A 13,437-nucleotide genomic window follows, 5' to 3' on the forward strand; every position below is an offset into this window, starting at 1 on the left:
ATAGTGTCGTGGTGTGCGCATCGCGAGATTCACCACAGGCGAGGACCCGCAGTACGGCGTCGTGACCGGCGACCTCGACGAGTTCGGCCAGCCCGGCGAGGACGCAGTCGTCGTCGCGCTCGCGGGCGACCCGTTGTACGTCGGCGTGAAGCTGCTCGACACCGAGCACCGGTTGGAGGACGTCCGGCTGCTGGCGCCGGTGCTGCCGCGCAGCAAGGTCGTCGGCATCGGCCGCAACTACGCCGCGCACGCCGCCGAGATGGGCAACGACCTCCCGACCGAGCCGCTGATGTTCCTCAAGCCCAACACCAGCGTGGTCGGGCCCGGCGACCCGATCTTCTACCCGCCGCAGACGAGCAACCTCCACTTCGAGGGCGAGCTCGCGGTGGTCATCGGCCGGATCTGCCGCGACGTCCCGCCGGAGCAGGCGACCGACGTCATCCACGGCTACACCATCGCCAACGACGTGACCGCGCGCGACCTGCAGAAGGGCGACGTGCAGTTCACCCGGGCCAAGGGCTTCGACTCCTTCTGCCCCCTGGGTCCCTGGATCGAGACCGACCTGGACCCCCAGCACTTCGCCGAAGGGGTCCGGGTCCAGACCTACCTCAACGGCGACCTGAAGCAGGACGGCAGCACCGCCGACCTGATCTTCGACGTCCCGACGCTCGTCTCGTACGTCTCGAGCGTGATGACGCTGCTGCCCGGCGACGTCATCCTCACCGGCACCCCGGAGGGTGTCGGTCCGATGGAGGTGGGCGACGAGGTCGAGATCTCGATCGCCGGCCTCGGCACTCTCACGAACAAGGTGGCCCAGCGTTGAGCAGCACCCCCGTCCGCGTCCGGATGGCCCCGTCCCCGACCGGCAGCCCGCACGTCGGCCTCGCCCGCACCGCCCTCTACAACTGGGCGTTCGCGCGGCGGCACGGCGGCACCTTCGTCTTCCGCATCGAGGACACCGACAAGGAGCGCAACACCCAGGAGTCCTACGACTCGCTCATCGACCTGATGCAGTGGCTCGGCCTCTCCTGGGACGAGGGCGTCGTGGTCGGCGGCCCGCACGGCCCCTACCGCCAGTCCGAGCGCACCGACATCTACACCGACGTGCTCACGCGGCTGCGCGAGTCGTCCTACACCTACGACTGCTTCTGCACCACCGAGGAGGTCGACGCGCGCCGCAAGGAGTCCGGCTCCAAGGTGCTGGGGTACGACGGGTTCTGCCGCGACCTCTCCGCGGAGCAGCGTGCGGCGTTCGAGGCCGAGGGCCGCGCCCCGGTCGTGCGGTTCCGGATGCCCGACGGGTCGATCACCTTCGACGACCTCGTCCGCGGGGAGATCACCTTCCAGACCGAGCACGTGCCGGACTTCGCGCTGGCCCGCGCCAACGGCGACCCGCTCTACACGCTGACCGCCCCGGTCGACGACGCCACGATGGAGATCACCCACGTCCTCCGCGGTGAGGACCTGCTCTCCAGCACGCCCCGCCAGATCGCGCTGTTCGAGGGGCTCAAGGCGATCGGCGTGGCGAAGGAGACCCCGGCGTTCGGCCACCTGCCCTACGTCATGGGGGAGGGCAACAAGAAGCTCTCCAAGCGCGACCCGCAGGCCCACATGGCGCTCTACCGGGAGCAGGGCTTCCTCCCCGAGGGACTGCTCAACTACCTCGCGCTGCTCGGCTGGTCGATCGCGGCCGACCGCGACGTCTTCACCCTCGAGGAGATGGTCGAGGCCTTCGACATCGGCGACGTCAACCCCAACCCGGCGCGCTTCGACCTGAAGAAGGCCGAGGCGATCAACGCCGCCCAGATGCGGCTGCTGTCGGTCGAGGAGATCACCCAGCGGGCGCTGCCGTTCCTCGAGGACGCCGGCGTGGTCGACGCCACCTCCGCGGCCGACCGGCAGCTGCTGGACCTGGCGATGCCGCTGGTGGCCGAGCGGATCAACAAGCTCACCGAGGCCGTCGACATGCTCGGGTTCCTCTTCGTCGCCGAGGAGGACTTCACGCGCGACGAGGCCGACGCCGCGAAGCTGCTGGACGAGAAGGGCGTCGAGGTCGTGCAGGCGGCGTACGACGCCGTCGCGGGGCTCGAGACGTGGAGCACCGCGGCCATCCAGGAGGCGCTGCAGGGCAAGCTGGTCGAGGAGCTGGGCCTGAAGCCGCGCAACGCCTTCGGGCCCGTCCGCGTCGCGATCACCGGGCGCCGGGTCTCCCCGCCGCTGTTCGAGTCGATGGAGCTGCTGGGGCGCGACCGCAGCCTCTCCCGCCTCCGCTCCGCGCTGGGCTGACCCCGTGACGCAGGCCCCCGCGCCGTACGCGCCCGTCCCGGTGGAGACCGGCCTCACCTACGAGCGGCTCCACCGGCTCGGGCGCACGGGCTGGTGGCGGCCGCTGGTCGGCGTGCTGTTCCTCGTCGTGCTCGTGCTGGTCCTCCAGATGGTCACGACGGTCGTGCTGGCGCTGGCCCTGGTGCTGCGCGGCGACACCGTCGACCAGGCGCTCGACCGGCTCGCGGGGGACACCGTCACCCCGTCGTTCCTGGCGCTGGTCAACATCGGCTGGGCGCTCGCCATCCCGGCGGTGTGGCTGGTCGGCTTCGCCCTGCACCGGATGCGGCCGGGCTGGGTGTCCTCGGTGGGCCTGCGGCTGCGGTGGAAGTGGTTCGCCGCCTGCTTCGGCGTGGCGTTCCTGGCGCTGTTCGCGACCCTGCTCGTCTCGGCGCTGCTGCCCGCGCAGGCCGACGGCGCCGAGGTGTCGACCGACCTCAACGAGTTCACGCGGACCACCCGTGACTTCGCCCTCGTCGTGCTGCTGCTCACCCCGCTGCAGGCCGCGGGGGAGGAGTACGCCTTCCGGGGCTACCTCACCCAGGCGTTCGGCGGCCTGGTCCGCTGGCGCTGGGTCGCCGTGGTCGTGCCGGCGTTCCTCTTCGCCCTCGCCCACGGCCTGGGGCAGGACCTGCCGATCTTCTTCGACCGGTTCGCCTTCGGCCTCGTCGCCGGCACGCTCGTGGTCCTCACCGGCGGGCTGGAGGCCGGGATCGCGATGCACGTGCTGAACAACTGGCTGGCCTTCGGCATCGCCCTCGCGTTCGGCGACATGACCTCGGCGCTCAACCCCACCGGCGGCACCTGGTGGAGCATCCCGGTGACCCTGACCCAGTCGCTGGTGTTCCTCGGCCTGACCCTGCTCGTGGCGCGGATGATGGGCGTCGGGAGGACGGTCGACCGGGCCGTTTTGGAGCGCCGAAACACTCGCGTGTAAGGTTCTCGACCGTGCCCACCGCCACGGCGGAGGGCACGAAACTGCCGTCATAAGTCTTGTCGGTCAGTGGGATATGGTGTAATTGGCAGCACGACTGGTTCTGGTCCAGTTAGTCTAGGTTCGAGTCCTAGTATCCCAGCGAGTCGCAGGTCCCAGGTCTCCTCGGAGGCACCGGAAAGCCCGCGATTTTGTGCGAACGACAGCCCCGGCTAGAGTTCCGCAGGCGCTCGAGAGAGTGCCAAGGCAAGCCCCCGTTGTGTAGCGGCCTAGCACGCCGCCCTCTCAAGGCGGTAGCGCCGGTTCGAATCCGGTCGGGGGTACGTCGCAGCAGGGCCCGGATCCGCTCAGGATCCGGGCCCTGACTCATCTCCGGCTGCTCCGCTGCTCCGCTGCCCGGTCTCGGTCGAGCAGCCCGGGCGCCGGTCCTCAGGCGCAGAGACCGTTGGCCGCGGCGACGTCCTTGGACCCGCTCTGCTCGTCGCCGCTGATCGCGTCGCGACCGAAGGTCCCGAGCGGCTCGTCGTCGACGACCTTCGTCCACAGGCGGTCGGCCTCGGGCGTGAGGTACAGCCGCCCGTAGTCCGGGTCGCCGACAGCGAACTCCGCGACCGGCGCGGTGACGAAGCGGATCTTCGCCAGGTCCGCCCGACGCAGGGACCGGGCGAGGTCGGCGAGGTCGGTGACGCTCGCCAGGTCGGGGCTGGTCTGGATGGAGCCGGCGAGGGCGTTGGCGAACCCGAAGACGCGGTCGGGGCGGGTCAGGGTCCCTGCCGACATCAGCGTCGCCAGCATCGACGAGACGAAGGCCTGCTGGCGCCGCATCCGGCCCAGGTCGGAGTTGGGGGTCGAGCTGCGCTGGCGCACGTAGGCGAGGGCGTCCTCGCCGTCGAGGACCTGCGTCCCCGCGTCGAGGTGGATCCGGTGCTCGGGGTCGTCGATCTCGGCCGGGATGCACACCTCGACGCCGCCGAGGGCGCCGACCATCTCCTTGAACCCGCCGAAGTCGACCACCACGTAGTCGTCGACGTAGACCCCCGTCACGGCCTCCACCTGCGTCGCGGTGCAGGCGGCGCCGCCGAGGGCGTACGCCTCGTTCCACATCGCGTCGCCGTCGCCGGGCACCACCTCGCCGTCGACCTCGCAGTCGGGTCGCTCGACGAGGGTGTCGCGCGGGATCGAGATGCCGTACGCCGAGCGCCGGCCCTCCGCGACGTGCAGCAGCATCGTCAGGTCCGACCCGCCGCCACCCGCTTCGCCGTCGATCCCGCAGCCCGCGCACGCGCGCTCGTCGGTGCCGATGACGAGGATGTTCAGCGAGCTGGTGGGCAGCTTCGGCTGCTCGCGGACGACCCCCGCGGTGTGGGGGATGGACGCGCCCTCGTCGATGCGTCCGTCGAGGTGGCGGACGACGAGGACGACGGCGATGCCGGTGACCAGGGCCAGGCACAGCTGGGTGACCAGCACGACCTTGAGGACGGTTCGGCGGTACGTGCGGTGGGCCACATCGCCCATCGTCCCAGGCGCACGGGCGCGGCGCGGCCGATCGCGGACGGCGGCAGTGTCCGATTCCCGCCAGCCGACGTCGGCGGCGTGGGCGAGGATGGGGGCTGTGACGACGACCGACGGCGACCTCCGGCTGGACCCCGAGTCCTGCTACCGCGCGGTGAAGTCGCGGGACCGTCGCTTCGACGGCGTCTTCTGGACCGCCGTGCGGACGACCGGGATCTACTGCCGGCCCAGCTGCCCGGCGCGCACGCCGGCGTACGGCAACGTCACCTTCCACCCCAGCGCCGCGGCGGCCCAAGCGGCCGGCTACCGGGCCTGCAAGCGGTGCCTGCCGGACGCGACCCCGGGCAGCCCGGACTGGGACGTCGCGGCGACGGTGGCCGGCCGGGCGATGCGGCTGCTCGCGGACGGCGTGGTCGACCGGGAGGGGGTCGAGGGGCTCGCCCGCCGGGTGGGCTACACCCCGCGCCACCTCTCCCGGATCCTCCTGGCCGAGCTCGGCGCCGGCCCCCTGGGCCTGGCGCGCGCCCGTCGCGCCCAGACCGCCCGCGTGCTCATCGAGACCACGGACCTGTCCTACGCCGACGTGGCGTTCGCCGCCGGGTTCACGAGCGTCCGGCAGTTCAACGACACCGTCCGCGAGGTGTACGCCGCGTCCCCGACCCAGCTGCGCGGTCGTCGCGACCGGCGCGGCGGCGACGGCACCGTGACGATGCGGCTCGCCGTCCGCACCCCCTTCGCGGGCCGTGCGCTGCTGGACTTCCTCGCCTACCACCTGGTCCCGGGGGTGGAGGTCGCCGGCGACGGCTGGTACGCCCGGACCCTCGACCTGCCGCACGGGCCGGGCGTCGTGCGCCTCGACCTCGCCGACGAGCGGGACGCCGGGCGGACGGCGTTCGTCGCCGCGACGCTCACCCTGCACGACCTCCGCGACACGACCGCCGCCGTCGAGCGCGCCCGGCGCCTGCTCGACGCCGACTGCGACCCCGTGGCCGTCGACGACCACTTCGCCGGCGACCCGGTCGTCGGGCCGCTCGTGCGTGCCTGCCCGGGGTTGCGCGTGCCTGGCCAGGTCGACGGTGACGAGACCGCCCTGCGCACCGTCGTCGGGCAGCAGGTCAGCGTCGCGGGCGCCCGCACGGTGCTCGGGCGCCTGGTCGCCGAGCACGGCCGCCCGGTGGCCACCGACGTCCCGGGTCTCACCCACCTGTTCCCGGACACGGCCACGCTGGCCGCGGTGGACCCGGCGACCCTGCCGATGCCGCGGGCGCGTGGTCGGGCGCTCGTCGGCCTCGCCGCGGCGCTCGCGGCCGGCGACGTCGCGCTCGACCGGGGCGCGGAGCGCGACGACGTGCGCCGCCGGCTCCTCGTCCTGCCCGGCATCGGGCCCTGGACGGCCGACTACGTCGCGATGCGCGCCCTGGCACACCCCGACGTCTTCCTGCCGACCGACGTCGGCGTGCGCAACGCCCTGCGCGGGCTCGGCCACGACGACGTCTCCGTCACCAGGCTCGTCGCCGGGGCGGACGACTGGCGGCCCTGGCGCTCCTACGCGCTGCTGCACCTGTGGAACACCCTGATGCCACCCACCGCACCACCGGACAGGACGGAGGCCACCTGAGATGTGGACCGTGATCGAGAGCCCCGTCGGCGAGCTGCGCCTCGTCGAGCGCGACGACGCGCTGGTCGCGATCGAGTTCGCCCCCGTCGTCGAGCTGCCGGAGGAGGACCGCGACGACACCCACCCCCTGCTCGTCGAGACCGCGCGCCAGCTGCGCGCCTACTTCGACCGCGAGCTCGAGGAGTTCGACCTGCCGCTCGCGCCGGTCGGCAGCGACTTCCAGCAGCGGGTGTGGGCCGAGCTGCGCCGGATCGGGTACGGCGAGACCGCGTCGTACGGCCAGGTGGCGCTGCGGCTCGGCATGACCGCCGCCGCGTCCCGCGCGGTCGGCCTGGCCAACGGGCGCAACCCGATCCCCATCGTCGTGCCCTGCCACCGGGTGATCGGCGCCAACGGCACGCTGACCGGGTACGCCGGCGGCCTGCCGCGCAAGCAGCTGCTGCTCGGCCTGGAGTCCGCCGGGCTGTTCTGACCGGGCAGGGGAGGGGGCGTCACTCCGCGGCGGCGCGGCGCAGCGACTCCGAGAGCCGCTCGGCAGCCGCGAGCACCGCGGGGGCGTGCATGCGACCGGGCTGGCGGGAGAGCCGCTCGAGCGGGCCGGAGACGGAGACCGCGGCGATGACCTTGCCGCCGGGGGAGCGGACCGGCGCCGAGACCGACGCGACGCCCTGCTCGCGCTCGCCCACGGACTGCGCCCAGCCGCGGCGGCGGATGCCGGAGAGCGCGGCGGCGGAGAAGGCGGAGTTCTGCAGGCCGCGGTGCATCCGCTCGGGGTCCTCCCACGCCAGCAGCACCTGGGCGGCCGAGCCGGCGCGCATCGTCAGCTGGGAGCCCACGGGGATCGTGTCGCGCAGGCCCGAGGGGCGCTCGGCGGCGGCGACGCACACCCGGTGCTCGCCCTGCCGGCGCCACAGCTGCGCGGACTCGCCGGTGATGTCGCGCAGTCGCGCGAGCACCGGCCCGGCAGTGGCGAGGAGCCGGTCCTCGCCGGCGGCGGCGGACAGCTCGGCGAGGCGGGGGCCCAGCACGAAGCGGCCCTGCATGTCGCGGGCCACCAGGCGGTGGTGCTCGAGGGCGACGGCGAGGCGGTGCGCGGTGGGGCGGGCCAGGCCGGTCCCGGCGACGAGCCCGGCCAGGGTGGCGGGGCCCGACTCGAGGGCGGTGAGCACGAGAGCGGCCTTGTCGAGCACGCCCACTCCGCTGGTGGTGTCCATATGGCAATACTGCCGTCTCGCATCATGGGATGCAAGGGTCTACAGTGGGGACGTACCGAGAAGTACGTCACGAGCACGTCATGAGGGAGAGACACCATGGGTCGGACCCTGTCCGAGAAGGTCTGGGACGAGCACGTCGTCCGCTCGACGCCGGGAGAGCCGGACCTGCTCTACATCGACCTCCACCTCATCCACGAGGTGACCTCGCCGCAGGCCTTCGACGGCCTCCGGCTCGCGGGCCGGCAGGTCCGCCGCCCCGACCTGACCCTGGCCACCGAGGACCACAACGTCCCGACGCTGGACTGGGACAAGCCGATCGCGGACCCGGTATCCCGCACGCAGGTCGAGACCCTGCGGCGCAACGCCGCGGAGTTCGGCGTCCGCCTGCACCCGCTCGGCGACCTCGACCAGGGCATCGTCCACGTCGTCGGCCCGCAGCTGGGCCTGACCCAGCCGGGCATGACGATCGTGTGCGGCGACAGCCACACCAGCACCCACGGGGCCTTCGGTGCGATCGCCTTCGGCATCGGCACCTCCGAGGTCGAGCACGTGCTGGCCACCCAGACGCTGATGCAGGCCAAGCCCAAGACGATGGCCGTCACCATCAACGGCAGCCTGCCCGAGGGCGTCACGGCCAAGGACATGGTCCTGAACCTCATCGCGCACACCGGCACCGGCGGCGGCCAGGGCTACATCGTGGAGTACCGCGGCCAGGCCATCGAGGAGCTCTCGATGGAGGGCCGGATGACGGTGTGCAACATGAGCATCGAGTGGGGCGCCAAGGCCGGGATGATCGCGCCCGACCAGACGACCTTCGACTACATCGCCGGCCGCCCCGAGGCGCCGACCGGCGCCGACTGGGACGCGGCCGTCGAGCACTGGACGAGCCTGCGCACCGACGACGACGCGGTCTTCGACAAGGAGATCGTGCTCGACGCGAGCGTGATGACCCCGTTCGTCACCTGGGGCACCAACCCGGGCCAGGGCGTGCCGTTGGGCGCGGCCGTCCCGGTGCCCGCCGACTTCGAGGACGTCAGCGACCAGGTCGCCGCCGAGAAGGCCCTGGAGTACATGGGTCTCGAGGCCGGCACCCCGATGCGCGAGGTGAAGGTCGACACCGTCTTCGTCGGCTCCTGCACCAACGGCCGGATCGAGGACCTCCGGCTGGCCGCCGACATCATCAAGGGCCACCACGTCGCCGCCGACACGCGCCTGCTCGTCGTCCCCGGCTCGGTCCGGGTGCGGCTGCAGGCCGAGGAGGAGGGCCTGGACGTGGTCTTCAAGGAGGCGGGCGCCGAGTGGCGCGGCGCCGGCTGCTCGATGTGCCTGGGCATGAACCCCGACACCCTTCAGCCCGGCGAGCGCAGCGCCTCGACCTCCAACCGCAACTTCGAGGGCCGCCAGGGCAAGGGTGGACGCACCCACCTGGTCTCGGTGCCGGTGGCTGCCGCCACGGCCGTCCGCGGCACCCTCTCCTCGCCCGCCGACCTCGAGCCCGTCGCCGCGCCGGCGACCGTCTGAACCGGAGCACGTCCATGGAGAAGTTCACGACCCACACCGGCGTCGGCGTCCCGCTGCGCCGCAGCAACGTCGACACCGACCAGATCATCCCCGCGGTCTACCTCAAGCGGGTGACCCGCACCGGCTTCGAGGACGGGCTCTTCGCCGCCTGGCGCAACGACCCGTCCTTCGTCCTCAACAACCCGGTGTACGCCGCCGGCTCGGTGCTCGTCGCCGGGCCGGACTTCGGCACCGGCTCCTCGCGCGAGCACGCCGTCTGGGCGCTGCAGAACTACGGCTTCAAGGCGGTCATCTCGCCGCGGTTCGCCGACATCTTCCGCGGCAACTCCGGCAAGGCCGGGCTGCTGGCCGCCCAGGTCGACGAGAAGGTCGTCCAGCGGCTCTGGGACCACCTCGACGAGCACCCGGGCGCCTCCGTCACCGTCGACCTGGAGACCCGGACCGTCCGCGCCGGCGAGGGCGTCGACGCGATCGAGGACTCCTTCGACATCGACGACTACACCCGGTGGCGGCTCCTGGAGGGCCTCGACGACATCGGCATCACCCTCGGCCACGAGGGCGACATCTCCACCTACGAGGGCTCGCGCCCGCGGTGGAAGCCGGTCACCCAGCACGCCTGAACCGGCTCCCGCCGACGCCCGCTGTCGACGTCCCGCGCCGACGACCGCCTCCCGCGGTCGTCGGCGCGGTCGTTGTGGCCCGGGCCACTTGTCCCTAGCGTGCGTGCTCGAGGGTCGAGCACGAGCTCGGCGTCCGGGGTTCGTCGGAAGGACAGCCAGATGAACAAGTCCGAGCTCATCGACACGCTCGCCGAGCGGTTCGACGGCAACAGGAAGGCGGCGGCGCACGCGCTGGAGTCGGTGGTCGACACCATCACCCGCGAGGTGGCCAAGGGCAACAAGGTCGCGATCACGGGCTTCGGCTCGTTCGAGAAGCGGGTCCGCGACGCGCGCTGGGTGCGCAACCCCTCGACGGGCGAGCGGGTCAAGGCCGAGAAGACCGCCGTGCCGAAGTTCAAGGCCGGCGCCCAGCTCAAGGACGTCGTCTCCGGGGCCAAGAAGCTCCCGGCGCTGACCGTCGCCGCCTCGACGGGTGCTGCGCGGGCGGCGGCCGGTGTGGCCCTCAAGGCCGCGCCCGTCGGGCCCGGCAAGGGCTCGGCCGCGGCCGGGAAGTCCGCGGGCAAGTCCGCGGGCAAGTCCGGAGGGAAGCAGCCCGCCAAGGCGCCGGCCAAGACGAGCGCGGCGGCGCCGACCGCGGCGAAGTCGGCCGTCACCACCTCGGCCGCGACGACGAAGGCGGCGGCCAAGAAGTCGCCGGCGACCAAGGCCGCCGGCGCGAAGGCCGCGGCCTCGAGGACGACCGCGGCGAAGGCCGCGGCCAAGAAGGCGACCCCGGCCAAGAAGGCGACCCCGGCGAAGAAGGCGACCGCCGAGAAGACGAGTGCCGCGGGGAGCACCGCGAAGAAGAGCACCGCCAAGACGAGCGCCGCGAAGAAGGCGCCAGTCACGAAGACCGCCGCGAAGAAGACCCCCGCGAAGAAGGCCGCCGGCGGCTCCAGCTGACCACCGGCGGACCAGGCGCCTCAGGCCAGGCCGAGCTCCTCGACGAGCGGCGCCGTCCTCGGGCCCAGCCCGAGGACGGCGGCCTCGCGGAGGTCGTCGAGGTCGTCGACGTCGCGCCGCAGCGTCCGCAGCCCGCCGCGCACCTCGAGCGCGCCGACGGCCAGGTGAGCCTCACGCGAGCCGACGCCGAACTGCGGGTCGAACTCGGCGTACGGCGCGGTGTAGAGCGTCGTGCCGAGCCCGGCGGCGTCGGCGACGAACGACGCCCCTCCCGGGACCAGTCCGTGCAGGGCGTCGTCGAGGTCCTCGGCCCGCAGGGCCGGGAGGTCGGCGCACAGCGCCACCGGCTCGAGCTCGGGCCAGCGGCGCCCCGCCTCCGCGACGGCCTGCCGCAGCGCGGAGTTGAGGTCGTTGGTGTCGCCGTCGGGGATGGCGGCGCACCCGAGCGCCACCAGCTGCGCGCTGAACCCCGCGTCGTCGGTCGCCACGAGCACCTGTGCGACCGCGTCGGCGGCCAGGCAGGCGGCGACGGTGTCGACCGCGAACGCCGCGGCGAGGCGGCGTCGTTGGTCGTCGCCGAGGCCGCCGAGGCGGGACTTCCCGAAGGCGGGAGGCTTGACGGGGACGACCACGACGAAGCGGGCGGGGGAGCGAGGTCCCGGGGGCTGGGCAGACATCGCTCCCGATCCTCTCAGGCGCCGGCGAGCCGGGCGAGTAGCCTGCGCTCGTGACGGTCCGGAAGCTGCAGCAGAAGCGAGGCTGGGCGTGGAACATCGCGGTCGCGATCGTGAAGCCCACGCTGCTCGCCACGACCCGCCACGAGTGGGAGGGCGGCGACAAGATCCCGGTGCGCGGCGGCTGCATCCTGGTCATGAACCACATCTCGCACGTCGACCCGCTCACCGCGGCGCACATCGTCTACGACCACGGCCGGATCCCGCGCTACCTGGCCAAGTCCGGGCTGTTCAAGAACAAGGCGCTCGGCTTCTTCCTGCAGGCCGCCGGGCAGATCCCCGTCGAGCGGCTGACCCGCAACGCGATCGGCGCGTACGACGCCGCGGTCGCCGCCGTCCGCGCCGGTGAGTGCGTGGTGGTCTACCCCGAGGGCACGATCACCCGCGACCCCGACCTGTGGCCGATGACAGGGAAGTCAGGGGCCGCGCGGATCGCGCTGGAGACCGGCTGTCCCGTGATCCCCGTCGGGCAGTGGGGCGCGCAGGAGCTGCTGGCGCCGTACGCGAAGAAGCCGGACGTCGTCCCCCGCAAGCTGATCAGGATGAAGGTCGGCGACCCCGTCGACCTCGCCGACCTCCTCGCCCGGCCCCGCAGTCCCGAGGTCGTCCAGGAGGCGACCGACCGGATCATGGCCGCGATCACGGTGCTGGTCGAGGACGTGCGCGGCGGCACGGCACCCGCCGAGAGGTTCGACATGCGCAAGCACGGGGTACGACCGACCGGCAACCCGCGCCGCCACGAGATCGGGGAGGACCCCGCATGACCACTGTCCCGAGCCAGGACGCCCCCGGTGGGCGCGGCAAGGTCGCCGTCTTCAGCGCCGGGTCGTGGGGGACGGCGTTCTCCATCGTGCTCGCCGACGCCGGCAACGACGTCGTGCTGTGGGCGCGGCGGCCCGAGGTCGCCGAGTCGATCAACGAGCGGCGCGAGAACCCCGACTACCTGCCCGGCATCGAGCTGCCCCCGTCGGTGTCGGCCACCCACGACGTGGAGAAGGCGCTGCACGGCGCCGACGTCGTCGTGCTGGCCACCCCCAGCCAGTCCCTGCGCGAGAACCTCACCGCGTGGGCGCCGTACGTCGAGCCCGGCGCGGTCTTCGTCTCGCTGATGAAGGGCGTGGAGCTCGGCACGCTGGAGCGGATGAGCGAGGTGATCGGCCAGGTCACCGGCGCCGGACCGGAGCGGATCGCCGTCGTCAGCGGCCCCAACCTCGCCAAGGAGATCGCGCGGCGCGAGCCGGCCGCGTCGGTCGTCGCCTGCGAGGACGAGGACGTCGCGCGGATGCTGCAGCAGCGGTGCCACACGGCGGCCTTCCGGCCCTACACGAGCGTCGACGTCCTCGGCTGCGAGCTGGGCGGGGCGTACAAGAACGTCGTGGCGCTGTCGGTCGGCATGGCGGTCGGCCTGGGCTTCGGCGACAACACCACCGCCTCGCTGATCACCCGCGGCCTCGCCGAGACCGCGCGGCTCGCGATGGGCCTCGGCGCCAACCCGCTGACCCTGATGGGCCTCGCCGGCCTCGGCGACCTCGTGGCCACCTGCTCCTCGCCGCTGTCGCGCAACCGCACGTTCGGCGAGAAGCTCGGGCAGGGGCTGAGCGCCGCGGAGATCTACGCTTCGACCCGCCAGGTCGCGGAGGGCGCGAAGTCCTGCTCCTCCCTGCTGGCGCTGGCCCGGCAGACCGGTGTCGACGCACCGATCGCCGAGCACGTCGACGCCGTCGTCGCCGGGCGGATGACCGCCCAGGAGATGATGGAGTCCTTCATCGCCCGCGACACCAAGGCCGAGACCGACTGAGCGAGCGAGCAGCGGCGACCGAGCAACGAGGTCGCCGCGTGGCTCGCGAAGGTCGAGCAAGCGACGCGACCGAGGAACGAGGTCGCGCGAGCGGGTCGAGACCCGGTGAGGTGCGCACCGCGGGTGGGGACCTCACCGGGTCTCGACGACGCTCGCCGGCGCTCGCTGCTCGACCAGCGCGGCTGTTCGCGAGCGCTCGCTGCTCGACCAGCGGGCGGT

General features: G+C 72.9%; 13 protein-coding genes and 2 tRNA genes. 12 read left to right on the forward strand and 3 right to left on the reverse strand.

The window, feature by feature from the left end; genetic code table 11:
* Window positions 1-13: 13 nt before the first annotated feature.
* The 5 genes from OSR43_RS07055 to OSR43_RS07075 all read left to right on the forward strand — a co-directional run bounded on the left by OSR43_RS07055 (window position 14) and on the right by OSR43_RS07075 (window position 3,582).
* Window positions 14-823, forward strand: a complete 810-nt coding sequence (locus OSR43_RS07055; RefSeq protein ID WP_302270524.1) for a fumarylacetoacetate hydrolase family protein — start codon at window positions 14-16, stop codon at window positions 821-823.
* Between the two features lie 23 nt (window positions 824-846).
* Window positions 847-2,286: a glutamate--tRNA ligase gene (gene gltX, locus OSR43_RS07060; RefSeq protein ID WP_302271607.1), complete on the forward strand. Its 1,440-nt coding sequence runs from the start codon at window positions 847-849 to the stop codon at window positions 2,284-2,286.
* Between the two features lie 4 nt (window positions 2,287-2,290).
* Window positions 2,291-3,262 carry a CPBP family intramembrane glutamic endopeptidase gene (locus tag OSR43_RS07065; RefSeq protein WP_302270526.1) on the forward strand — a complete coding sequence of 324 codons (972 nt, stop codon included), beginning with the start codon at window positions 2,291-2,293 and terminating at the stop codon, window positions 3,260-3,262.
* Window positions 3,263-3,329: 67 nt separating this feature from the next.
* Window positions 3,330-3,401 (forward strand) — tRNA-Gln (locus tag OSR43_RS07070).
* A 108-nt stretch (window positions 3,402-3,509) separates the two neighbouring features.
* A tRNA-Glu gene (locus OSR43_RS07075) sits at window positions 3,510-3,582 on the forward strand.
* A gap of 106 nt (window positions 3,583-3,688) precedes the next feature.
* On the opposite strand, the gene OSR43_RS07080 is transcribed toward OSR43_RS07075, so the two are convergent.
* Window positions 3,689-4,765, reverse strand: coding sequence for an LCP family protein (locus OSR43_RS07080; protein ID WP_302270528.1), 1,077 nt, complete (start codon window positions 4,763-4,765; stop codon window positions 3,689-3,691).
* Between the two features lie 97 nt (window positions 4,766-4,862).
* Here OSR43_RS07080 and OSR43_RS07085 point away from each other — a divergent pair, with 97 nt between their 5' ends.
* Entirely contained in the window at window positions 4,863-6,389 is a 1,527-nt protein-coding gene (locus OSR43_RS07085; protein ID WP_302270530.1) for an AlkA N-terminal domain-containing protein, read from the forward strand.
* 1 nt (window position 6,390) lies between these two features.
* Window positions 6,391-6,861: a methylated-DNA--[protein]-cysteine S-methyltransferase gene (locus tag OSR43_RS07090; protein WP_302270531.1), complete on the forward strand. Its 471-nt coding sequence runs from the start codon at window positions 6,391-6,393 to the stop codon at window positions 6,859-6,861.
* A gap of 19 nt (window positions 6,862-6,880) precedes the next feature.
* Here OSR43_RS07090 and OSR43_RS07095 read toward each other — a convergent pair whose 3' ends face one another.
* Window positions 6,881-7,603, reverse strand: coding sequence for an IclR family transcriptional regulator (locus OSR43_RS07095; protein ID WP_154615004.1), 723 nt, complete (start codon window positions 7,601-7,603; stop codon window positions 6,881-6,883).
* A gap of 96 nt (window positions 7,604-7,699) precedes the next feature.
* On the opposite strand from OSR43_RS07095, the gene leuC reads away from it, so the two are divergent.
* From leuC to OSR43_RS07110, 3 genes are all read left to right on the forward strand, one after another.
* The gene (leuC, locus tag OSR43_RS07100) at window positions 7,700-9,124 is read left to right on the forward strand and encodes a 3-isopropylmalate dehydratase large subunit (RefSeq protein WP_302270533.1); all 1,425 of its coding nucleotides are present in this window, start codon (window positions 7,700-7,702) and stop codon (window positions 9,122-9,124) included.
* A gap of 14 nt (window positions 9,125-9,138) precedes the next feature.
* A complete protein-coding gene (gene leuD / locus OSR43_RS07105; protein WP_302270535.1) occupies window positions 9,139-9,744 on the forward strand; it encodes a 3-isopropylmalate dehydratase small subunit in 606 nt (201 codons plus the stop codon).
* A gap of 159 nt (window positions 9,745-9,903) precedes the next feature.
* Window positions 9,904-10,686 carry an HU family DNA-binding protein gene (locus OSR43_RS07110; protein ID WP_302270537.1) on the forward strand — a complete coding sequence of 261 codons (783 nt, stop codon included), beginning with the start codon at window positions 9,904-9,906 and terminating at the stop codon, window positions 10,684-10,686.
* A 20-nt stretch (window positions 10,687-10,706) separates the two neighbouring features.
* Here OSR43_RS07110 and cofC read toward each other — a convergent pair whose 3' ends face one another.
* Complete coding sequence (gene cofC / locus OSR43_RS07115; protein WP_302270539.1) at window positions 10,707-11,363, reverse strand: 2-phospho-L-lactate guanylyltransferase; 657 nt, start codon at window positions 11,361-11,363, stop codon at window positions 10,707-10,709.
* A 50-nt stretch (window positions 11,364-11,413) separates the two neighbouring features.
* Between cofC and OSR43_RS07120 the strand changes: the two genes are divergently transcribed.
* Together OSR43_RS07120 and OSR43_RS07125 are read left to right on the forward strand one after the other, a co-directional pair.
* Entirely contained in the window at window positions 11,414-12,184 is a 771-nt protein-coding gene (locus tag OSR43_RS07120) for a 1-acyl-sn-glycerol-3-phosphate acyltransferase (RefSeq protein ID WP_302270541.1), read from the forward strand.
* Window positions 12,181-13,218 (forward strand): NAD(P)H-dependent glycerol-3-phosphate dehydrogenase, encoded by a 1,038-nt coding sequence (locus tag OSR43_RS07125; protein ID WP_302270542.1) that lies wholly within the window; start codon window positions 12,181-12,183, stop codon window positions 13,216-13,218. The genes OSR43_RS07120 and OSR43_RS07125 overlap by 4 nt, the downstream gene beginning before the upstream one ends.
* Window positions 13,219-13,437: the final 219 nt, after the last annotated feature.

It is taken from the genome of Nocardioides sp. Arc9.136 (genome assembly GCF_030506255.1).
Lineage (GTDB): Bacteria > Actinomycetota > Actinomycetes > Propionibacteriales > Nocardioidaceae > Nocardioides.